The organism is Streptomyces sp. NPDC028331, assembly GCF_055565775.1.
Genome location: NZ_JBVHTR010000032.1, coordinates 17,445 through 38,343 on the forward strand (window position 1 = coordinate 17,445; position 20,899 = coordinate 38,343).

Annotated in this window: 20 protein-coding genes; 6 read left to right on the forward strand and 14 right to left on the reverse strand. The window is 72.7% G+C overall.

The window, feature by feature from the left end; genetic code table 11:
* Positions 1 to 20 precede the first annotated feature (20 nt).
* Positions 21 to 491, forward strand: a complete 471-nt coding sequence (locus tag ACZ4SW_RS33460; RefSeq protein ID WP_468252792.1) for an ester cyclase — start codon at positions 21 to 23, stop codon at positions 489 to 491.
* 36 nt (positions 492 to 527) lie between these two features.
* Here ACZ4SW_RS33460 and ACZ4SW_RS33465 read toward each other — a convergent pair whose 3' ends face one another.
* Positions 528 to 1,769 carry an amidohydrolase gene (locus ACZ4SW_RS33465; protein ID WP_468252794.1) on the reverse strand — a complete coding sequence of 414 codons (1,242 nt, stop codon included), beginning with the start codon at positions 1,767 to 1,769 and terminating at the stop codon, positions 528 to 530.
* A gap of 4 nt (positions 1,770 to 1,773) precedes the next feature.
* Positions 1,774 to 1,956, reverse strand: a complete 183-nt coding sequence (locus ACZ4SW_RS33470) for a hypothetical protein (protein WP_468252872.1) — start codon at positions 1,954 to 1,956, stop codon at positions 1,774 to 1,776.
* Between the two features lie 209 nt (positions 1,957 to 2,165).
* On the opposite strand from ACZ4SW_RS33470, the gene ACZ4SW_RS33475 reads away from it, so the two are divergent.
* Positions 2,166 to 3,509, forward strand: coding sequence for a tetratricopeptide repeat protein (locus tag ACZ4SW_RS33475; protein WP_468252873.1), 1,344 nt, complete (start codon positions 2,166 to 2,168; stop codon positions 3,507 to 3,509).
* Between the two features lie 9 nt (positions 3,510 to 3,518).
* Here ACZ4SW_RS33475 and ACZ4SW_RS33480 read toward each other — a convergent pair whose 3' ends face one another.
* Positions 3,519 to 5,363 (reverse strand): alkyl/aryl-sulfatase, encoded by a 1,845-nt coding sequence (locus tag ACZ4SW_RS33480; protein ID WP_468252795.1) that lies wholly within the window; start codon positions 5,361 to 5,363, stop codon positions 3,519 to 3,521.
* A 170-nt stretch (positions 5,364 to 5,533) separates the two neighbouring features.
* On the opposite strand from ACZ4SW_RS33480, the gene nicT reads away from it, so the two are divergent.
* A complete protein-coding gene (gene nicT, locus ACZ4SW_RS33485; protein WP_468252796.1) occupies positions 5,534 to 6,655 on the forward strand; it encodes a Nickel transporter NicT in 1,122 nt (373 codons plus the stop codon).
* 56 nt (positions 6,656 to 6,711) lie between these two features.
* Here nicT and ACZ4SW_RS33490 read toward each other — a convergent pair whose 3' ends face one another.
* Complete coding sequence (locus tag ACZ4SW_RS33490; protein WP_468252798.1) at positions 6,712 to 7,611, reverse strand: hypothetical protein; 900 nt, start codon at positions 7,609 to 7,611, stop codon at positions 6,712 to 6,714.
* A 404-nt stretch (positions 7,612 to 8,015) separates the two neighbouring features.
* Positions 8,016 to 8,777 (reverse strand): DUF4142 domain-containing protein, encoded by a 762-nt coding sequence (locus tag ACZ4SW_RS33495; RefSeq protein WP_468252799.1) that lies wholly within the window; start codon positions 8,775 to 8,777, stop codon positions 8,016 to 8,018.
* Between the two features lie 260 nt (positions 8,778 to 9,037).
* Between ACZ4SW_RS33495 and ACZ4SW_RS33500 the strand changes: the two genes are divergently transcribed.
* The 3 genes from ACZ4SW_RS33500 (at position 9,038) to ACZ4SW_RS33510 (ending at position 11,685) form a co-directional block, all read left to right on the forward strand.
* Positions 9,038 to 10,072: a permease gene (locus ACZ4SW_RS33500; RefSeq protein ID WP_468252800.1), complete on the forward strand. Its 1,035-nt coding sequence runs from the start codon at positions 9,038 to 9,040 to the stop codon at positions 10,070 to 10,072.
* The gene (locus tag ACZ4SW_RS33505; RefSeq protein WP_468252802.1) at positions 10,069 to 10,863 is read left to right on the forward strand and encodes a TIGR03943 family putative permease subunit; all 795 of its coding nucleotides are present in this window, start codon (positions 10,069 to 10,071) and stop codon (positions 10,861 to 10,863) included. The genes ACZ4SW_RS33500 and ACZ4SW_RS33505 overlap by 4 nt, the downstream gene beginning before the upstream one ends.
* Positions 10,864 to 11,160: 297 nt before the next feature.
* On the forward strand, positions 11,161 to 11,685 hold the full coding sequence (locus tag ACZ4SW_RS33510; RefSeq protein WP_468252803.1) for a hypothetical protein: 525 nt from the start codon (positions 11,161 to 11,163) through the stop codon (positions 11,683 to 11,685).
* 19 nt (positions 11,686 to 11,704) lie between these two features.
* Here ACZ4SW_RS33510 and ACZ4SW_RS33515 read toward each other — a convergent pair whose 3' ends face one another.
* The 9 genes from ACZ4SW_RS33515 to ACZ4SW_RS33555 all read right to left on the reverse strand — a co-directional run bounded on the left by ACZ4SW_RS33515 (position 11,705) and on the right by ACZ4SW_RS33555 (position 20,863).
* Positions 11,705 to 12,385 carry a DUF6445 family protein gene (locus ACZ4SW_RS33515; protein WP_468252805.1) on the reverse strand — a complete coding sequence of 227 codons (681 nt, stop codon included), beginning with the start codon at positions 12,383 to 12,385 and terminating at the stop codon, positions 11,705 to 11,707.
* Between the two features lie 101 nt (positions 12,386 to 12,486).
* Complete coding sequence (locus ACZ4SW_RS33520) at positions 12,487 to 13,665, reverse strand: serine/threonine-protein kinase (RefSeq protein ID WP_468252875.1); 1,179 nt, start codon at positions 13,663 to 13,665, stop codon at positions 12,487 to 12,489.
* A 433-nt stretch (positions 13,666 to 14,098) separates the two neighbouring features.
* Positions 14,099 to 15,028 (reverse strand): SCO2400 family protein, encoded by a 930-nt coding sequence (locus ACZ4SW_RS33525; RefSeq protein WP_468252806.1) that lies wholly within the window; start codon positions 15,026 to 15,028, stop codon positions 14,099 to 14,101.
* 294 nt (positions 15,029 to 15,322) lie between these two features.
* The gene (locus ACZ4SW_RS33530; RefSeq protein WP_468252807.1) at positions 15,323 to 17,395 is read right to left on the reverse strand and encodes a flavin monoamine oxidase family protein; all 2,073 of its coding nucleotides are present in this window, start codon (positions 17,393 to 17,395) and stop codon (positions 15,323 to 15,325) included.
* Between the two features lie 169 nt (positions 17,396 to 17,564).
* On the reverse strand, positions 17,565 to 18,110 hold the full coding sequence (locus ACZ4SW_RS33535; RefSeq protein WP_468252809.1) for a hypothetical protein: 546 nt from the start codon (positions 18,108 to 18,110) through the stop codon (positions 17,565 to 17,567).
* Positions 18,094 to 18,585, reverse strand: coding sequence for an RNA polymerase sigma factor (locus ACZ4SW_RS33540; protein WP_468252810.1), 492 nt, complete (start codon positions 18,583 to 18,585; stop codon positions 18,094 to 18,096). Before ACZ4SW_RS33540 ends, ACZ4SW_RS33535 begins: the two co-directional genes overlap by 17 nt.
* An 87-nt stretch (positions 18,586 to 18,672) precedes the next feature.
* Positions 18,673 to 19,299, reverse strand: coding sequence for a class F sortase (locus tag ACZ4SW_RS33545; protein ID WP_468252811.1), 627 nt, complete (start codon positions 19,297 to 19,299; stop codon positions 18,673 to 18,675).
* On the reverse strand, positions 19,296 to 19,685 hold the full coding sequence (locus ACZ4SW_RS33550) for a sortase-dependent protein (protein WP_468252813.1): 390 nt from the start codon (positions 19,683 to 19,685) through the stop codon (positions 19,296 to 19,298). The genes ACZ4SW_RS33545 and ACZ4SW_RS33550 overlap by 4 nt, the downstream gene beginning before the upstream one ends.
* Positions 19,686 to 20,086: 401 nt before the next feature.
* The gene (locus tag ACZ4SW_RS33555; RefSeq protein WP_468252814.1) at positions 20,087 to 20,863 is read right to left on the reverse strand and encodes a TetR/AcrR family transcriptional regulator; all 777 of its coding nucleotides are present in this window, start codon (positions 20,861 to 20,863) and stop codon (positions 20,087 to 20,089) included.
* Between the last annotated feature and the right edge of the window lie 36 nt (positions 20,864 to 20,899).

The following is a 20,899-nucleotide window of genomic DNA, read 5'->3' on the forward strand; positions in this document are numbered from 1 at the left end:
AGGGAACGAGAGGGGCAGACATGAGCGACGTGAGTGCATACGACGGCAAGGCGCTGCTGGACCGGTGGCTCGCCATGTGGAACGGGGACCTGGCGCTCGCCGACCGGATCATCGCGCCCCGGCTCCGGGTCCACCTTCCGGCCTTCGGCATGCCCCCCGAGGAGAACGTCCACGATCCGCGCACCATGGCCGAGTGGATCGCCCTCTTCCGCAGCTCCTACTCCGACGCCGCCTTCACCTGCGAACTGGGCCCGTTCACCGACGGGGACCACCTGGTCTCCCGGTTCCGCTTCACCGGCGTCTGGAACGGCGGCCGGCCCGGCAACGCCACCGCACCGGCCGGAACACCCGTCAGCTTCGCGGGAGTCGACACCCTGCGCCTCGAAGACGGGCGCGTCGCCGAGTACTGGCTGACCGACGACCAGCTCGACCTGTACGCACAGCTCGGCGCGGTGCGGGACCTGCCGCCGCAGCCGGCCCCCGGGCGCTGACCGCGGCGCACCGCGGCGCCGCGGGCCGTCGCCGGGTCACGCCGCGGACAGGTGGGCCAGCGCCCCCGACACCAGCGTCCGCACCCCGGGGACGAGCGTGGACAGGTCGGGGGCGAAGTGGGGGCTGTGGTTGCTGGGGACCGCCGCGAACTTCTCCATGAGGTCCGCGCCCGGGGCCGCCGCCCAGACGTCGGCGGGGGTGGTCGTGACGAACCAGTACGCGTACGGCACCCCGTCCGGCGCCAGGTGCGGGAAGTCCTCGCTGCCCATCGCCGCGCCCGGGTCGAAGACCGTCTCGGCGCCGAACACCTCGCTGTGCACGGCGGTCACGCGGTGGTCCGTGGCGGGGTCGTTGACCGTCACCGGGAAGTCCGCGCCCACGGTCACCTCGGGCTCGCGCGGGCACCCCGCGGCCAGGCACTCGCCCGCCGCGATGCGCCGGACCGCGGCGATCATGCGGTCCCGGACCGCGGCCGACTGGGTGCGCAGGTTCAGGGAGATGTGCGCCTCGGAGGGAATGACGTTGGGCCGGCTGCCCGCCTCGATCCGGCCCACCGTCAGTACGGCGGACTCCCGCGGGGCGATCTCGCGGCTGACGACGGTCTGCAGCCGGGTCACCAGGTAGGCGGCCGTGACCACGGGGTCGACGGTCGCCTCGGGGCGCGAACCGTGGCCGCCCCGGCCGTATACCACGATGTCCACGTCCGTGGAGGCGGACAGGATCAGGCCCGGGGAGTGCGCGTAGAGCCCGGCCGGGCCGGGGGCGGCGTGCTGGGCGAGCAGCACGTCGGGACGCGGGAAGCGCTCGTACAGCCCGTCCGCGACCATCGCCCGCGCGCCCTCGCCGGTCTCCTCGGCGGGCTGGCCCACCACGACCAGCGTCCCGGACCAGGTCTCCCGCCCGGCGGCCAGCGCCCGGGCCGCCCCGGCGAGCCAGGTGACGTGCAGATCGTGCCCGCAGGCGTGCATCACACCGGGGACCTCGGAGGCGTACGGCAGGCCCGTCTCCTCGGCGACCGGCAGCGCGTCCATGTCGGCGCGCAGCAGCACGGCCGGCCCGTCGCCGTTGCGCAGGACGCCGACGACCCCGGTGCCGCCGACGCCCTCGGCCGTCTCGTACCCGGCCGTGCGCAGCCGCTCCGCGAGCAGCGCCGCGGTGCGGTGCTCGCGCAGGGACAGTTCGGGATGGCGGTGCAGGTCCCGGTAGCAGTCCTCCAGGTCGGCGACCGGGACGTCGGCGGTGAGGTCCAGCGCGGTGTGTGCGGCGGGGGAGGTCACGGGATCAGCGTAGGCGGCCCGCGAAGCCCCCGGCGGGACCGGGCGCAGTGGCCGCGCCGGGGGCCGCTTGGGCGGGGGGCCTCCGCTCGGGCTCCGCGGCCCGTGCCGGTCCCGCGTTGGCCGCGGTCACCAGGGCGGCCACGGCGACGACGGCCGCGCCGAACCCGCGGACGTGACGCGCGGCTATGCGTCCGTGGAGCACGGAAGGGCGTGGGGGCACGGCAACCGACCTCGCAATGACAGCGGCGGATTAAGCGTGTTTAACGCTTCCCCAAGCTAGGGGCTGGGACGGGTCCCGGGGAAGGGATCCAGGGCAGTTGGCATGTGCGGGTAAGAGATTGACGAACGGTCAGAACACGGGCGTCGGTAAGTGGACTTACTGGCATGATGAACCGCATGGCGATGCGGGACGACCCGGAGACCATCGGGCGCAGGGTGCAGCGGCTGCGGCGGGAACGCGGGCTGACCCAGCGGCAGTTGGCCGAGCCCGCCTACACCCCCGCGTACATCTCCACCCTGGAGGCGGGCCGGGTCCGCCCCTCCGACGAGGCGCTCCGGCATCTCGCCGGGCGGCTCGGAGTGGCGTTCGACGAGCTGGCCACCGGCCGTCCCGCTCACCTCGCCACCGGGCTGCGGCTCAGGCTCACCGACGCCCGGCGCACCCTCGCCACGGGGGAGGCGGAGGTGGCCGCCGAGCAGTACGCCGCGCTGCTGGCCGAGGCCGAGGAGCACGGGCTCACCGCCGAGCGGGCCGCCGCGCTGCTGGGGCTGGGCGAGTGCGCGATGGAGCTGGGCGACCTGGAGGCGGGGCGGCAGTACTTCGAGCGGGCCGAGGAGTGCCTGGCCGACGCACCGCTGCCGAGCCGGGTCCCGGCGCTGCGCGGCCGTGCCGTGTCCCACTACCTGGCCGGTGAACTCCGCTACGCCTGCTACCTGTTGGAGACCACCCTCGACGAGCTGAACCGCTCCGGACTGCACGACCCGGACGCCCTGCTGCTGCTCTACGCGAGCGCCATCGGCCCGTACATGGACCTGGGCGCGCACGCGAGGGCGGCGCAGGCGGCCGAGTTCGCCCTCGCGCTCGCGCCCCAGGTCCGGGACCCGGCCCTGGTGGCCCGGATGCACCGCTCGGTCGCGCGCACCCTGCTCGCCGAGGGACGCCTGGCCGAGGCGGACACCAATCTCGCCAAGGCCGCCGAGCTGTACCGGCAGTTGCAGATCCGCACCGAGCTGGCCAACTGCCACTGGATGCGCGGCTACCTGTACGCGCAGAACGGCGAACTGGAGCGTGCCGAGAGCGAGTTGCGCGAGGCGCTGGCCATGCTGTCGGAGCAGCGCGCCGCCCTCTACAGCAGCCAGGTCGCGGTGGAACTGGCCGATGTGCTGCACCGGCGCGGCAGGTCCGCCGAGGCCGCCCGGCTGCTGCACGGCGTCCTCGGTGACATCGGCCCGGAGCGCGGCGCGGTGCACTCCGCCGCCGCGCACCGTCTCCTCGGCATCATCGCGGAGGACGCGCGCGACACGGAGGCCGCCGAGGAGCACTATGTGCGCGCCCTGAGCCTGCTGGAACGGGCGGGGGCCGCGGGCGACCTCGCGGACCTGTGCCGGCTGCTCGGCGACCTGCTGCGCCGCACCGGCCGGGTGGAGGCCGCCCTGGACGCCTACCGCACCGGCCTGGGCCACCGCACCGCGCCCGGCACGACGACCCTGGGACCGGCCCCCGCCCAGCCGCCGCTGTGACGACGGCGCCTACGGGGTGACGATCGGGAAACCCCGGTCAGGCCGGGTGACGTAGGAGAACAGGCGTTTGAGCAGGGCCCGGTCACCGTCCGTCTCGATGCCCGCGAGGCCGTGGCCGGTGAGCAGGCCGAGCAGTTCGGGGCGGGTCAGGGTGAGCGTCAGGCCCGCGTGCGGCTTCGGGGTGCGGTGCAGCGGCATGCTGCGGTGGGTGAGCGCGCCGTGTTCCAGGTTGATGCGGTGGCGGCGCTCCTCGTCGATCACGATCAGATCGATGACCAGCCGTGGCTCCCGGGCCGCGCGCGGCCCGTCGATGCGCACCGCGAGGGCGTCCAGGAGCATGTCCACCGTGAGTTCCGCGGTCAGCTCGGGCGTGTCCGAGACGACGGCGGGCGCGCTCGCGCCCTCGCGCAGCTCCAGGGCGCCGGTCAGGTAGATGTTCCGCCAGGGCCCGTTCTCGGCGCCGTGCCCGAGGCGTTCGTACACGCCCGCCAGCGTCCGCTTCGCCTCCTCGTCGCCCGGGTCGGCGAAGACCAGGTGGTTGAGGAGGGTGGCGGCGAAGCGCAGATCACCGGCCTCCACGTACCGGCGGGCCGCCGCGAGCGCCGCCTTCGGGCCGCCCGCCACCTCCACGTACCGCTGCGCGAGGGCGACCGGGGGGTGCTCCCACAGGTGGGCGGGGTTGCCGTCGTACCAGCCCAGGTAGCGCTGGTAGACGGCCTTGACGTTGTGGCTGAGGGACCCGTAGTAGCCGCGTGCGTGCCAGACGCGCTCCAGCGCGGGCGGCAGCCGCAGCTCCTCCGCGATCTCCGGGCCGGTCAGTCCGCTGTTGAGCAGCCGCAGCGTCTGGTCGTGCAGATACGCGTACAGGTCGCGCTGCTCGGCGAGCAGCCGTACGACGCTCTCGTGGCCCCAGGTCGGCCAGTGGTGGGAGGCGAACGCCACGTCGTAGCCGTCGCCGAAGAAGTCGATGGCCTCGTCGAGGTAGCGGGACCACACCCGGGCGTCCCGGACGAGGGCGCCGCGCAGGGTCAGGAGGTTGTGCAGGGTGTGCGTGACGTTCTCCGCCAGGCACAGGGCGCGCTGCTCGGTGAAGAGGAAGTTCATCTCGGCCGGCGCCTCGGTGCCCGGCGTGAGCTGGAAGAGGATGCGCACGCCGTCGACGGTCTCCGTCTGTCCGGTGCGGGTGATGTCGACGGTCGGCGGGACGAGGGTGATCGTACCCGTGGACATGGTCAGACCGAGGCCCGTGCCGATCTGGCCGTCGGGCGCCTTCGCCAGCCGTTCGCCGTACATGAATCCGGCACGGCGGGACATCGCGGGTCCGGCGTACACGTTCTCGCTGACCGCGTGCTGAAGGAACCCGGCCGGCGCGAACACCGGCACGCCCGCCTCCGCCTCGCGCGGCAGCACCCCGCGGGCGCCGCCGAAGTGGTCGACGTGCGAGTGCGTGTAGATCAGCGCGGTCACGGGCCGCTCCCCGCGGTGCCGCCGGTACAGGGCGAGGGCGGCCGCGGCGCACTCGACGGAGATGAGCGGGTCGACGACGACGACCCCGTCGCGCCCCTCGACGAGCGTCATGTTGGCGAGGTCCAGGCCGCGCACCTGGTACACGCCCTCGCACACCTCGTACAGCCCCTGCCGCGCACAGAGCTGCGACTGCCGCCACAGGCTCGGATGCGCGGTCCCGGGGCACTGTCCGTCCAGGAACCGGTACGCGTCGCCGTCCCACACCACCCGCCCGTCCCGGTCGGTCACGGTCCCGGGTTCGAGGGCGGCGACGAAACCGCGGTCGGCGTTCTCGAGGTCGGTCCGGTCCTCGAAGGGCGGCAGGCCGTCGGGGGGCGGGGCGTCCATGCGGCCAGCTTCGGGCCGGTGCGGGCGACGGGCCAGCGGTGGGGGACCGTTCGAGGCGGCGGCATGGGGATCGGAACGCTCCGGAAGGCTTTACTGCGACTCTCTTGCAAGTAGGATTTCTGGGCATGAAAGTGTTGGGTGCAGTAACCGGAGAAGAAAGGTCCCGCTCCATGCCCCCGTCCTCCCCTCGGATGCGTCTGTCGATCACGCGGCAGGAGTGGGGCCGGCTCGGCGGCATGGCCGCCTTCATCCTGGCCCTGCACGTCATCGGTTGGTTCACGCTGGTCGGGATCGTCGCGCCCGAGCACTACACCATCGGTGAGAAGTCCTTCGGCATCGGCATAGGCGTCACCGCGTACACCCTCGGCATGCGGCACGCGTTCGACGCGGACCACATCGCCGCGATCGACAACACCACCCGCAAGCTGATGAGCGAGGGGAAGCGGCCGCTGTCGGTCGGGTTCTGGTTCTCGCTCGGCCACTCCAGTGTCGTCTTCGGCCTTGCTCTGCTGCTCTCGCTCGGCATCAGGACGCTGGCCGGACCGGTCCGTGACGACAACTCCGAGCTGCACAACGTCACCGGTGTCATCGGCACGACGGTCTCCGGCACCTTCCTCTACGTCATCGCCGCCATCAACCTCGTCATCCTGGCCGGCATCTGGAAGGTGTTCCGGCAGATGCGGTCGGGCGAGTTCGACGAGGCGGCGCTGGAGGAGCAGCTCAACAACCGCGGGTTCATGAACCGCCTTCTGGGCCGCGTGATGCGGTCGATCACCAAGCCGTGGCAGATGTACCCGCTGGGCCTCCTCTTCGGCCTCGGCTTCGACACGGCGACGGAGATCGCGCTCCTCGTCCTGGCCGGCTCGGGCGCGGCCTCCGGGCTGCCCTGGTACGCGATCCTGTGCCTGCCCGTGCTGTTCGCGGCCGGCATGTCGCTGCTCGACACGATCGACGGGTCGTTCATGAACTTCGCCTACGGGTGGGCGTTCTCCAAGCCGGTCCGCAAGGTCTACTACAACCTCACCATCACGGGCCTGTCCGTGGCCGTCGCCCTGATCATCGGCACGGTGGAACTGCTCGGCCTGCTCGCCGAGAAGCTCGGCCTGCACGGGGCCTTCTGGGACTGGATCGCCGGGATCGACCTCAACACCCTCGGGTTCGTGATCGTCGGCCTCTTCTTCGCCACCTGGGTGCTGGCGATGGTGGTGTGGAAGGCCGGACGGATCGAGGAGAAGTGGACGGCGGGGCTGGCCCGGCCGCAGCCGCAGCCGGTGGAACAGACGGTGGAGTAGGAACCGGAGGGGCGGCCGTGGGACTGATGGCCCCGCGGCCGCCCCTCGGACGCGCATCAGTGAGCCGTCGGCAGCTCCGTGAACAGGTCGTTGACGTCGGTGGCGTCGAAGGACCGGTCCAGCCACCGGTCGAGCACCTCGAGATCGGTGCAGCCGGTGATGCGCTCGCGGACGTCGTCGGGGACGGGGACGCCGTTCCGCTCGAGCACGCGAAGGATCGCCTTGGCCTCGCCCTCGGCCTTGCCTTCGGCCTTGCCTTCGAGGTAGGCGGTCTCGCGTACCGTGCCGCGGCCGGGGAAGTAGGTGACGAACGTCATCAGCTCTCTCCATTTCTCTCCGGCCGGAGTGTCACCCAGACCGATGTCCAGAAAGTCGTGGTAGTACCTGGCGGACTTCCGATCGGCCGCTTCGAGGACACGGGCCAGTGCCTCCAGTATGGCGGGGGCGTCCGGATTGTGTACGTGTGTCAGCGCGGAGAACGCAGTCATCGCCAGGTTCTCCGCCACCGCCCTCTGGTCAGTGATGAGGGGGATGTTGTCGGGGCCGACAACCAACGGCTGGACGCTCAGGGAGGTCCAGCCACGCGCCCCGCACCGGAACGGGCCGGTGGCCCACTTGGCCGTCGCGCGTTCCTGGCAGACCACCAGGAGCAGGACGGGCAGGTTGTACTTGGCTTGAAGAAAGGCCACGTAGTACGCCCAGCTCGCCCCCTTGTGCCGGTCCTTGCGCTGCTGCGCCTCGATCGCCAACAGGAACGTGTCCCCGTCGGACGGCTCCACCCGCAGCACGCTGTCCACCCGTCGCTCCAGCGGCCGGATCTCCGACACGTCCGGGGTCAGCACGTCCACGGCCGCCTTCTCCGGTATCGGCAGGCCGAGCACCTTGAAGACGGGCGTGAGGATCTCCGGGCGTTCCTGGAAGAGCCGGTGGGACGTCTCGTGGCGGTTGGTGACCATGAGGCGACCGTAGGAACGGCACCGCCTCTTGAGCGCGAGAATCCAGGCCACGCCACTCGAACGAGCGTGCAGTTACGTTTCTCTCGGCGACTTGCGGCGGCTCGCGCGCCTTAGTGGATTGGGCGATTCCTGATGTGGCCGAAACGTGATCGAATTCTGAACTCGTCGCAGTTTCAACGAGGTTGACAGTTTCGTCACCGTGATCGAATATGTGCTCGCACTGTGGCTCACGTGACCAATGGGCCACCGATTCTCAGCGCGGCACCGCGGTCGTCACCCGGCGCCGTACGACCCGCGGGCGCGCATGACGCCCCCGGGCGTCCTGTCGACCATTCCCCGACGGGCCCGGCGCTCTTACTCCCCCGGAGAGCGCCGGGCCCACTTCTTGCGCTTCGCGGGGGCCGTCAGCCCGTGGTCGGTGCCGAGCCCGGGGCCGCCGGCGCGCCCGGGGTCGTCGACGGCGGCGGGGTGAAGCCCGGCGGCGTGGACAGGACCACCGTCGGCTCGCCGGGCTGCGGGGCCGGCGGGGTCAGGTCGGTCTTCGGGAGCTTCGGCGGGGTCGTCTCCTGGAACACCAGTGAGTCGAAGTCCACCAGGCCCGTCTGCTCCATGACCGTGATGTGGTCCAGGACGGTGTCGTTGGCCACGTCGGCAAGCTGGCGGACCAGGGTGTTCTTCGTGGTGGCGCGGATGTTCGCGATGGCCGGGAAGATCTGGCCGTGCGTCAGGCGGAGGATGTTCGCCAGGTCCTGGTCGAACTTCTTGCCGGAGTCGTTCGTCAGCGTCGTCACGAAGCCCTGCTGCTGGGGGCTCGGCTGGTTCGGCAGCGTGATGCCCAGCTCGGCGGCCACCTTCCGGTCGACGGCGTCGAGGTTGACGTGCCCGTTGACCAGATGTGCCCCGGCGGTGCGCACGGCCGGCGTCGTGCCCTTCTTCATGGCGAGCTCACCGGACGGGAACTCCCACAGGCCCGCCGCCCGTACCTTGACGACGAAGTCGCGGTCTGCCTCGGTCAGCGGCCCCGCCGCGGTGTTCGCGATCACGCGCGAGGGGGCGCTGGAGACGGTCTGCACTCCCAGCATCGACGGGTAGACGAGCGCCGTGAGCGTCAGGGTCAGGGCGCCCGTCACGAAGAGGGTTCCCGCCGCGGTCCGCGAAATGCGCATGGCACCTCCTGGTTGTTCCAACGCCCAGGGGTACGGGTGCGACGGGAACCGGAAACCTTTTCCACAGGCAAAATCCACGGCCCGTGATGTGGGGGTCGTCACACGGTCGATCGGCGCACGGCGCGGCTGATCGGCGAGGCCCGGCCGGTGGCGCCGCGGGCCGGGCGATACGCCTCACCGGACTGGAGGCGTGGCGGTGCCGGAGCGGGTGGCGGTATGCCCGATATGTTCGATCCGAACATCCGACAGTCGGAGCCGGCATGCAGAAGACAGAAGAACTGGCCGGGGAGGCGGATGCGGCTGTCGCGGTCCCCGCGGCGCCCGAGCGCGCCCCCGCCCGCGGCCGGCCCGCGTCCTGGCCGCTGCTGCTGGTGGCGGCCGTCCTCGCCGGTCCCGCGCTCCTCCTGCTCGGCCGGTTGCTGGACGAGCCCGCGATGCGGGCGTGGCGCACCGTCTGCCTGGCCATCACCGTGCAGGCGCTGCCCTTCCTGCTGCTCGGCACGGCCCTGTCCGGTGCCATCAACGCGTTCGTGCCCGCGCGGGTGTTCAGCAGGGCGCTGCCCCGCCGCCCCGCCCTCGCCGTCCCGGTCGCCGGGATCGCCGGGGTGGTGCTGCCGGGCTGCGAGTGCGCGTCGGTGCCGGTCGCCAACAGTCTGATCCGGCGGGGCGTCGACCCGGCCGCCGCGTTCGCGTTCCTGCTGTCGGCCCCCGCCGTCAACCCGGTCGTGCTGACCGCCACCGCCGTCGCCTTCCCCGGCAGCCCCCTGATGGTCCTGGCCCGGCTGCTCGCCTCGCTCGCCACCGCCGCCGTGATGGGCTGGCTGTGGCTCTGGCTCGGCCGGGAGGAGTGGCTGCGGCCGACCGTGCGCCACACCGGGCACCGGCCGGGGCACAGCCGCCGGCGGGAGTTCCGGCTCGGTTTCCAGCACGACTTCCTGCACGCGGGCGGTTTCCTCGTCCTCGGGGCGATGGCGGCGGCCACCTTCAACGTGGCGGTCCCGCGCTCCGTGCTCGAGGTGTTCTCCGGCTCGGCCTGGCTGTCGGTGCTGTTCCTGGCGGGGCTCGCGGTCGTGCTCGCGGTGTGCTCCGAGGCCGACGCGTTCGTGGCCGCCTCGCTCACCGGCTTCTCACCGGTGGCCCGCCTGACGTTCATGGTGGTGGGGCCGATGGTCGACCTGAAGCTGATCGCCCTGCAGGCGGGTACGTTCGGCCGGGCCTTCGCGGTCCGGTTCTCCACCGCCACGACCGTCGTGGCGGTGCTGTGCAGTGCGCTGACCGGGGGAGCACTGCTGTGAAACGGCCCTTCCCGGCGGTGCTCCTCGTCCTCGGCGGCCTCGGTCTGCTGCGCGCCTCGCTCTTCACCGACCTGTTCCTGCGGTACGTGAGGCCGGAACTGCGTCCGTATCTGATCGCCTCGGGTGTGCTGCTGCTCGCGCTCGGGCTGGCGAGCGCGGCCCTCGACCGCGGGCGGGACGGGCACGGGGAGCGCGGCCGGCGCGGCGGGCACGGGGAGCGCGGCGGGCACGAGGGGCACGGCGGCCACGGCGACGCCGGTCACGGGCACGACCACTCCACCGCACCCCGCGTCGCCTGGCTGCTGTTCCTGCCCGCGCTGAGCCTGCTCCTGTACGCCCCGCCCGCCCTCGGCGCGTACACCGCCTCCCGCGAGCCCGCCGGGGCCGTCGCGCCGCGGCGGCACTTCGATCCGCTGCCCGCGACCTCGCCGCTCCCGATGACGCTCACGGAGTTCACCAGCCGTGTGCAGCAGGACCGTACGCGGGCCGTCAAGGAGCGCACGGTCAGGATGACCGGTTTCGTCACGCCCGAGAAGCGGGGCGGGCACTGGTACCTGACCCGCATCGTCTTCACCTGCTGCGCCGCGGACGCGCAGTCCGTCAAGGTACGGATCCACGGGTCCCCGGCGCCGCCCGCCGACACCTGGGTGGCCGTCACGGGTACCTGGCACCCCGGCGGCACACTGGGCACGCCGTCGGCACCGGCCGCCCTGGACGCCCGTTCCGTCGAGCGGGTGGACAAGCCGGTGAACGCGTACACGGACGACCTGCCGATGGCGCCGTCCCGCTGAGGCCGTCCCGCTGAGGCTGTCCCGCTGACGGCGTGCCGCTGAGGCCGCCCCGCTGACGGCGTGCCGCCGGGAGTGGAGGCCCGGCCCGCCGTTCGCCTTCCGTTCGCCGCCGTACACCTGGGTGAACCAACGCCCAAGCCGGACCCATGACTTGACAACCCGGAGCCTTCGGAAGGATCAACCTTCAACCAAGCTTCTCCCGGTCCCGCAAAGGGGTCTACCCGCATAGACGTCGCCGGTGCTGTCATGCTCACGACCGCCCGGAACCGTGCCGGGCATCCCACCGGGAGACTCCCCATGTCCCGAATACCGCGCCCCCTGGTGACCACCCTGTCCACCCTCGCCCTCGCCGCCGCGGGCCTGACCGTCACCACCGGCAGCGCGCACGCGCAGTCGTGCAGCCAGGACTACCTGCCCCTCCCCGACCCCGGCTGCCAGCCCGGTGCCCTCAACCCGGACGTCACGCAGGACACCATCGACTCCACGATCTGCGTCTCCGGCTGGACCGCGACCGTGCGGCCCTCCAGCTCGTACACCACCGCGCTGAAGAAGAAGCAGATCGTCGAGTACGGATACTCGGACACCAACACCTCGGACTACGAGGAGGACCACTTCGTACCGCTGGAGCTCGGCGGCGCGCCCAAGAGCGAGCTGAACCTCTGGCCCGAGCCGCACTATGGCGACGAGACCTCGGCCGACAAGGACGTCGTCGAGAACAGGCTGAAGAAGGCCGTCTGCGCGGGCGACGTCAGCCTGGAGGACGCCCAGAACGCGATCATCACGGACTGGACGACCGCACTGTCCAGCCTCGGCCTGAGCTGAACCGCACCCGCAACACGCGCTAGGCCATCCAGAAGAAGACGGCCGTCATGCGCTTGTCCTCCAGGTCGCCGCCCCAGTAACCGGTGGCGCTGTGCATGATGTTGGCCTTGTACAGAAGCAGCCGGTTGTAGCGCTGCGGCACGCGGACGTCCTCGGTGAACGCGTCCGGGGAGACGTACCGGGTGCCCAGCGCCTCGACCAGGTTGGTGTGCGGCGCCTGCACCATGTTGCCGCCGAGGACGCCGCCCGGCAGGCTCTGCCGGTAGAAGCTCGTACCGCAGTCCTTGGGGACGTTGGGGCTGAGGTAGAGCACGGCGGCGTACCGGCACAGGGCGCGCGAGTCGGTGTGCGGGCGCGGTTCACCCTCGTCCTTGCCGACGACCTGGACGCAGTTGTGGTTGAGGGTGCCGCCACCGGGGGCGGTCTCCTGCCAGAGCCTCTGCGCGCCGGTCTCCTTGCGCACCAGCCGTTCGATCCGGGCGAGTTCGGCCGGCTCGAGGCCGGGCATGGTGCGCATCCCCGGCCAGCTCTCCTGCGTGTACGGGTACCCCTTGACCCAGTCGTCCCTGGCCAGACAGCGGGCCCGGACCTCGTCCACGTTCGGCAGCACGTCGTCGAGGATCCAGTAGTCGCGGCCACGGGTGGGCTTGCGGTACGGCAGGACGGGCAGGCGCGGGGGCTGTGGGGGCTGTGGGGGCATGCGGGTGAACCTACAGTTCGCCTCCGCCGCCGTTCCTTTTCGTTCGGTCAAGCCTTCGTCAACTCAACTCCGCCCGCACGGTGCCGAGTTGACCTGGAACGTCACGGTGTCGGGGCGGCCGGGCCCGACCGGCCCGGTCCCTGCGGCGTCTCCGCCGAGCTGCTGTCGGGGCTGAACACCGACATGCCCACATACATCGCCGTGAGGAACAGCAACGCCGCGGCGATCAGCCCCACCGCGCGCGGCCGCCCGGCGAGGAGCGTGCGCAGCGGGCCTCGCGCCCGCCGGTTCCCCGCCGACGACCGCTGGCGGGCCGCCCGGTGGCCGGGGAGCGCGGACGGGAGTTTGTACGTCGTCGCCGCGCCCTCCGTCCGGGGCGGCATCGGCGATTCCGGTGCCGGGACCCGCGCCGGAACCGGGACGGGGGCCGGGCCGGGGGCCGGGGCCGCGGCCGGAAGCGGTTCCGGGCGGCCCCGCCAGGCTCCCGTGGCGAACCAGTCGGCGGCCTGCCGTGCCGTGGGCCGGTCCTCGGGCCGCTTGGCGAGCAGGCCGAGCAGGTAGTTCTCGAAGGCGGGCGGCAGTGCGGCACCCAGCTCGCGTGGCGGTACGGGACTGGCGTCCAGGTGCTGATGGAGGATCGCGATCGGGGTGTCGGCGCGGAACGGCGGCCGCCCGGTGAGGAGTTGGTAGAGGACGCAGCCGAGCGAGTACACGTCGCTGGCCGGTCCCGCGGGCTTGCCGAGGGCGCGCTCGGGCGCGATGTACAGGCTCGTCCCGACGATCTGCCCGGTCGCCGTGAGCGCGCCCGACGGGTCGTCCATGAAGCGGGCGATGCCGAAGTCGCCGATCTTCAGGATGCCGCCCGCGTCGAGGAGCAGGTTGCCGGGCTTGATGTCGCGGTGCACGATGCCCTGTTCGTGGGCCACGGCGAGCCCGGCCGCCGCCTGGGCGGCGATGGCCGCGACCCGCTCGGCGGGCAGCGGTCCGTCGTCGGCGAGCACCCGGGCGAGGCTGTCGCCCTCCACGAGTTCCATCACCAGGTACAGCCGCCCCTCGTGCTCCCCGAAGTCGAGCACGCCGACCACGTGCGGGTGGTGGAGCCGGCCCGCGGTCTGGGCCTCTAGGCGGAAACGGGAGTCGGCGGTGGGGTCGGCGTTCCGGTCGAGCAGCACCTTGACGGCGACGGGGCGGCCGAGCATCTGGTCGTACGCCCGCCAGACCTCCCCCATCGCGCCACGTCCGATGGTCGTGTTGAGCTGGTACCGGCCCGCGATCAGCACCTGTTGTTTCATCCTCATGCCGGGAGACGAATGCCGTGCGACGACTCGACCGCCGCCGGACAGGATTCCGCCAGGGCGGGTGGGGGTGGGGTGCCGCAGCGGATCACAGCCTACTGGCACAGCCGCGCGGTTCGATCACGGTCTCCCCCATTCGGTGACCGCCGGGTGACGATCCGGCCGCACAATCCTCGCGTGTCCGGCACTTCTGGCCGGCCGCCCCCGCGCGAGCCGCCCCATGCACGAGCCGCCGCGAAACGCTGGGGCGCATGGCCCGTGAGATGCCCGGGCCCGGCGCGCGCGTCGATCACTTCCCGGTGCGGCCCGTCTGTTCTTTCACGGGCAACCCACAGCGGCGACAGGGCCGCGGTGCGAGGGAACGCCGAAAACCGCCCGCCCGCAGATCGCGGGGGGCGGTGCGCGGGTTCGCCGGCGGTCAGCCCAGGCAGACGACGAGCAGGCAGACCTGCGACGGCGAGGTGGCCGCCGGTGCCGGGGTGGCCTGGGAGGTGCCCGGGTCCGTGCCGCCGCCGGTGGTGCTGCCCGGGGCGGGCGTGTGCTGCGAGGAGCTTCCCGTGGACGTGGACGACGAGGAGGAAGAGGACGACGAAGACGACGAAGACGACGAGGAGTGCGACCCCGAGTGGGAGGTGGAGGTCCCCGTGGTTCCCGTGCCGGCCCCACCTGCCGTACCCGTCGTGCCCGACGTGTGGGTCGTACGGTAAGAGGTCGCCGCGTCCGGCTGGGCGGCCGACGGCGTGGCGGGGCCCGCCACGGGCGCGGACTGCAGGTGCTGGAGACCGGCCGCCGGGGACTGCGCGGCGGAGGGGTGCGAGGTGCGGGGCGTGCCCGAGCCCGGGGTGTCGGGGCGGGGCGACGACGAACGGGTGTACAGCGACGTCGGTTCCTCCGCGCCGCCGAGGGCCGATGCCTCCGGCGCCGGGGCCGCCTGGGCCCGGTCGGCGGTGTGCCGGTCCATCGAGGCCACGGTCAGGCCGCCTCCGACGAGGGCGACGGCGGTCGCGACCAGGGCCTTGCGCTGCGTCTTCTTCCAGCGCGCCATCCGGCGCCGCCGGGCCGCCCGCCCTTCCGGCCTGCGCACCGGATCTGTGTGGTCGGCGGACGGGCCGGCCGACGGGGCCTCGTCGATGTCCGGGGCGGCGAACTCCCACGCCGCCGTGTCCGCCGTGTCCGCCGTGTCCGTCGTGGCCGGGGTCGCCATGGCGGGCGTCGCCGTGATGGCCGGGCCCGGGACGGTGTGGTGACCGTCGGCGGCGACCGGGGCGATGTCGGGTGCGTAGGCGCCGCATCCGGGGCACACCAGGGCGCCGTTGAGATGTCGACGACACGAGGAGCAGTAGTCCATTGCGGTCTTCCTGTGTTGGCTCGCCGCCGCCCCAGCGGGCCGCGTTCGCACTCGGAATCGAACGGCTTGCCACGCTAACGGGACTTTCGAAAGACCGTGTGCAGGCTGTGTGGGGCTCGTGAGGGGATTCTCGGGGAGCCTTGAGGGGGTGCCCCCTGCCCCTTGCGGGCCAGGGGGCGGTTGTGATGAACCTGGCGGTTGCAGGAGCACAGCGCTGAACACGAGGGCTGACCTGCGGCGTCGCCCTCCCTGCGGCGTTCGCCGGAGTGCCGGGCCGGTTCCGTGGTGGGACTTCTAGGCCATGTGGACCTCGAGCGCGGCCCTGATTCCCGACTCGACGGCGCCCTCGATCCATGACGGCTTGACCGAGGTGTGGTCACCGGCGAAGTGCAGGGGGCCCTCGGGGGCGCGGATGGCCGTGAGGAGTTCCGTGTGCTGGCCGGGGAGCAGGACGGACGCCTCGCCGTACGCGTAGGGGTCGCGCAGCCAGCTCTGGGTGCGGCCGGCGCCGGTGTAGAAGACCTCGACGCGCTGCCCGTAGACCTGCTGGAGACCCCTCAGGGCGTGCGGGTAGCGGGCGTCCTCGTCCAGGGAGTCCCAGCGGGAGGCGTCGTCGGCCCAGCTGTAGGAGGCGAGGAGGACACCTCCCCGGCTGCCCGGGACCGGGTGGGAGGGATGGAACATGAAGCGGTTGGAGTTGTCGGACAGCGACCCGCCGCCGATCACGTGCGCCGCCTCGGGCTGGTCGCGGGTGGCCCAGCGGTTGGCGGCGTAGTGGGCGCGCTGCGCGGCGCTGATGTGCCCGGACGGCACCGACGGGTGCGCGCCGAGGAGGCTGCCGTCGGCCGGGGCCCTGCCCTGCCGGTACTCCTCGTACAACCCGGGCCGCACAGCCGCCAGTTCCCGCTTCCAGTCGTCCTCGGTGAACTCCCACCAGCGGCGGCTGAACTCGAGCAGCACCTTGGTGGCGCTGTCGTAGTGCAGCTCGGTGACGGCGCGGCGCTTGCCGTACGACATCAGCGGGCTGATCTGCACCTGCCGCAGCCCGGAGAACGGCACGGTGACGATCGCGAGGTCGCCGGTGAACTGCTCCCGCACGACGCTGCCGTCACGTCCCTCGGACACCGTGTCGATCCACACGTGCGGGCCCCCGGCGCGGACGCGGGAGGTGTCGTCGGTGCCGTGCCGGTCCGGGGCCCAGTACTCGATGTGGGTGGCGCGCCGGTCCAGCCGTACGACGTCGTGCACCTGGTGCAGCAGTGCGTCCGCGAGCGTGGCGGTGCCGCCGACCAGCTCCCAGAACTCGGTGTCGGGGCTGATCAGCGACTGGCTGACGAAGCTGTGCAGGAACGACAGCGGCAGTCGCGAGGTGAGGTTCTCCAGGGTGCCGACGAGGTCGAGGGTGCGCTCGTCGAAGCCCGCCCGCTCGGTCAGGAACCGGTACATGGACCAGTCGCCGAACTGCTGGATCACCCGCGCCCAGCCCCGCACCCGTTCGGGCATCGGCTTGTCGACGCGCCTGCCGTCCGGCCCGGCGGTGCTGAACTCGTCGCGTACGGGGTCCAGGACGGCGCGCAGGATCGCGGAGGACGGTGTGTCCCAGTACTCTTTCGGCACCCCGAAGGACTGGTTGATCCTCCGGGGCGCCCTGGCGTAGTCGGAGCGGCGCATGCGGACGCCGTTGACGTGGATCCACGCGTGGTTGACGGGCTTGCCCTCCCCGTCGACGTCCACGAGATGGAACCGGCGCCGCTTCACGCCGAGTCGGTCGATGAGGCTCATCACCAGGGGGTGGCTGCCGGGGATGCGCATGGCGCCGGCCTCGGCGTACTGCCGCGGATCGGTGAACGGCTGCGCCGCCCCCTCGTGGCCGCCGGTGCGGAAGGTCTTGATCCGGCCGCCGACGCGGTTGCCGTTGGCCTCCAGCACCGTCACGTGGTGCCCGGCCCGCTTCAGCAGCCAGGCCGCCACCAGCCCGGCCGGACCGGCGCCGACCACCAGGATCTTCCTGGCACCGGTGGTCTTCGGGCGGGGCAGACCGGAGTCGAGGATCTTCCGGTAGTCCGGCACGAGCGGACGGTCGGCGTCGTCGACGACCAGCAGGGCGCGGGCGACCGCGAGACAGGCGGACGGGTCGGCGGTGGTTCTCGCCGGGCCGGGTGCCTGCCGTGGCAGGAGGGGGGTCGCGGCGGCCGTACCCGCCGTGGCCGTCCCGAGGGCCGTCACGGTCGCGGCCGTGGCGGCGACGGTCGTGAACTGCCGCCGGGAGACGGGGTGGTGGCGGTCTGCGGTGTGGCGGTCGGCGGTGTGGCTGTCTGTGGGGTGGCGGTCTGACGGGTGGCCGGCTGCGATGCTGGAGTCATCCATACGTCCTGAATAGGGCGTACCGGTGCACCCCTACAGGACGATCAACGATGATCACCTGAACGTGCGAGCGCGCCGAGGACACGACACCGCTCCTGTGTGCGCCCCTAGGGGCCGGTGGCCGGGCGCGGCACCGGATCTCGAGGCACCGGCTGTCTCCGCCCACCGTCGGCTACCTCTGCCCCGAGGACGGGCGGGTCGCCGGGGCGGCACCGGCCCGAGCCCGGCTCGCCGACGGCTCGGGCCGGGCCGCGGTCGGTGTCGCGGACGGTCCCCTGGTGGCGGTCGGCGGGTCGTTCGGGGGGCGGGAGCCGACGGTTCCGGGTGCTGTGGTGGGGCGCGCGGTGGCGTCCCCGGCCGATGGGGTGAGGGTTCCGCGAGACGGGGTGTCGGGGCGGGGCGACGGCGACGGGGAGTCCGATGCCGACGGGCCGGTGGGCACCGGACGACCGGTCGCGGGCGGCGGTGCCAGGGGGACCGTCGGCGGCGCGGGCGTCTTGGGCGTCCCCAGGTGGAGCGGCAGGGCGACGAGGACGGCGACGGCGGCGGTGAGGCCGGCCCCGGCGGCCGTGCGGAGCAGCCGGCGGCGGGCCGCGGCGCGGCGGACCTCCCGGTACCGGCCGGGGGGCGGGCCGAGGTGGTCCGAGGGGGGACGCAGGATCACCGCGAGGGGGTCGTCGCGTTCGAACTCCGGGCCGTCGTCAGAGCGTGTGGTCAAGGCTTCTCCTCAGGTGGACGCGGAGCAGTTCCCGGGCCGCGTGCAGGTCGGCCTTGACGGTTCCTTCCTTGCGTCCGGTCAGCGCGGACACTTCCCGGATCGGCATGTCAGCGTAGTAGTGCAGCAGGATCGGGACGCGCAGTCGCTCCGGCAGCGACTGCACGAGCAGGCGCACCGAGGGGTCGGCCTGTTCGGCGTGGGGGCGCACGGCGGCCTCCGTGGTGGCGCGGTGCACGGCTCTGCGCTCGCGCTCCAGCTTGCGCCAGTGGTCCCGGACGAGGTTGGCCGCGGTGACGTAGAGGAAGCCGCGGGGCTCCTCAACGGACGTCCAGCGGGCCCAGAGCCGGGTGAACGCCTCCGAGGCGATCTCGTGGGCCGTCCCGTCGTCGTCGACGAGACGGCGGCACCAGCCGGCGAGGCGCGGGTAGACGGCGGCGAACAGCTCGGACGCCGCCCTCTCACGGGACCGTTTCAACGCTCTCCATGGTCGTGGGGGCACTCGTGGGGTAGGACCCCGGGCCACCGGCGTACGTTCCGGTGGCCCGGCAGCCGTGCCGGCGGATCAGGGGCCGGCGGTGGTCAGCGTGGCGAAGACGATCACGTTGTCGAGGTATCCGTCGCCGCTGCGGGGACCGCCGCAGGTGATCAGCCGCAGCTCCGGGCGGTTGACGTTCCCGTAGACCTCGCTGGTCGGGAAGTCCGCCTTGGCGACCGTCCGTACGGCGCCGACCGCGAACACCGCCGTCGTTCCGTTCTCCAGGCGCGCGGTGATCCGGTCGCCCCGGTGCAGCTCGGAGAGGTGACGGAAGACGCCGTCGCCGTAGCGGCCGACCGTGACATGGCCGAGGATCACCGACGGTCCGACCTGGCCCGGTGTCGGCGAGTGCCAGTACCAGCCCGCCCGGTCGTGTGCGGTGACCGGGGGCACCTGGACGCTGCCGTCCTCGGCCAGTCCCAGCCGCATGACCGGGGTGTCGACCCCGATGGCCGGGATCTGCAACCGGACGGGAGCCGAACGCTCCAGGGCGGGCGCCACCCTGGCGGAGGTCGACGCGGGCGGTGGCGTACTGCCGGGACGGGCGGTGGCGGGCCGGGCGTCCGGGGTACGGCCGGCCTGGTGGCCGCCGCAGCCCACGAGCACTGCGGCCAACACCGCGGTGGCGAAGGCGCGCCTGGAGAGCGGGGTCATGCCCCGGTCGCCCGCCGGCGGCGTACGACGTAGACCGCCGCGCCGCCTCCGGCGAGCACCAGTCCGGCGCCCCCGCCGATCAGCCCGGGGGACACCGACCGGGAGGTGCCCGCCGTCACGCCGGTGTCGGGCGCGCCCTTGGGGACGACGGGGACCTGGCCCCGCGCCCTCGTCGGCGCCGCACTCGGGACCGGGCGCGCGGCGGTCGGCGCTCCGGTCCCTTCGGGGCCGGTGGACGGCGCCCCGGTCGCGCGGGGGGCGGAGGACGCGGAGGCCCTGGCCGCGGGAACGGTCGGGGAGGGGGTCGCCGCGGCGAAGGCGGGCACGGTGCCCGCCAGCACGGCGGTGCCCGCAAGTGCCATGGCGCTGAGGAGGGTTCGGCGCATCGAATCGCTCGCTTTCGTCGGTCCGCCGGTGTGCGGCGGGCTGAGTCGTGGATCGAGCGGAGAGACGAGGCGGCACCGAAGCGGGTTGTAAAGAGATGGCAAAGCCGTCGGAGGGGGGTTTCCGGCAGGACGCTCAGGGGCGCGGTTTCGGCGGTTCCTGCCGGCCGCGGGTGGACGGCGCACCGGATCGCGACGAAGGCGGCACCGGCCGGCGTGTCGACTCCCCCGACCGCCGACGAGCCGGCCGGCCGCCAACCAGACGATCGCAGTGGGCCGTTGGCCGACCAAGGCCGAAGTGCTGCACCATCCACGAGCCGGGCTCGTCGATGCGGGAGCACCGGAGCGGACCTCACGGAGATCGAGACGTTCCGGCGAGGGCGTGGCCACACCGGTACTCGAGATCAGTCCACGCCCGGTTCGGCCGCACCGGAGCCGGCCTCCCGGCCGTCCTCGGTGGCGATGCGGTCCAGCAACTCGCCGAGCAGGGCGCGCTCCCCGAAGGTCAGGGACCGCGCTCCGTCGCGCATCAAGGACTTGAGGGCCACGGCGTGCACGGCCTCGTGGTGGGCTCCGGCCCTCTGCCGGGCGGCGACGTCGTCGGCCGGGACGAGCACCGCGTCCAGCACGGCTTCCCGGACGTTCTCGGACAGGCCGTCATAGTGGGGAAGCCTGCCGTCGGCCTGGGCGGCGATCAAGGTGAGCGTCACCCCCATGCCCGATGAGTGGATCATCGCCGCGGCCGTCTCGACGCCCGTCCGCAGCAGACCGGCCTTGGCCACCCGTTCGACGATGCGCAGCAGCACCTGGTGGGCGTCACCCGTGACCGCGAACTGCTGGCCGGGCCGCGGTTCGGTGTACAGCAGCCGGTAGAGCGCGGGGTTGGCCAGCCCGAAGGCCACGTGCATGTCCCAGCCGCTCCGCAGTTGTGCCACGGGGTCGCCGTCCGCGTCCTGGGCCTGCTTGGCCGCCAGGTAGGACGCGTACCCCCGCCGGGCCACCTCGTCGAGCAGTCCCTGCATGTCGCCGAAGTGCCGGTAGATGGTCTGCGCCTGCACGCCGGCGGCCGCGCTGACGGCGCGCGTGGACACCGCCTCGCGGCCTCCCTCGGCGAGCAGGTCCGTCGCGGCCCGCAGGATCCGCTCGCGGGGCTGCGCTGTCTTCGTCTCGACCGTTGCCATAAATCGACGATAACACTTGCGGTGCATCAGTGATGT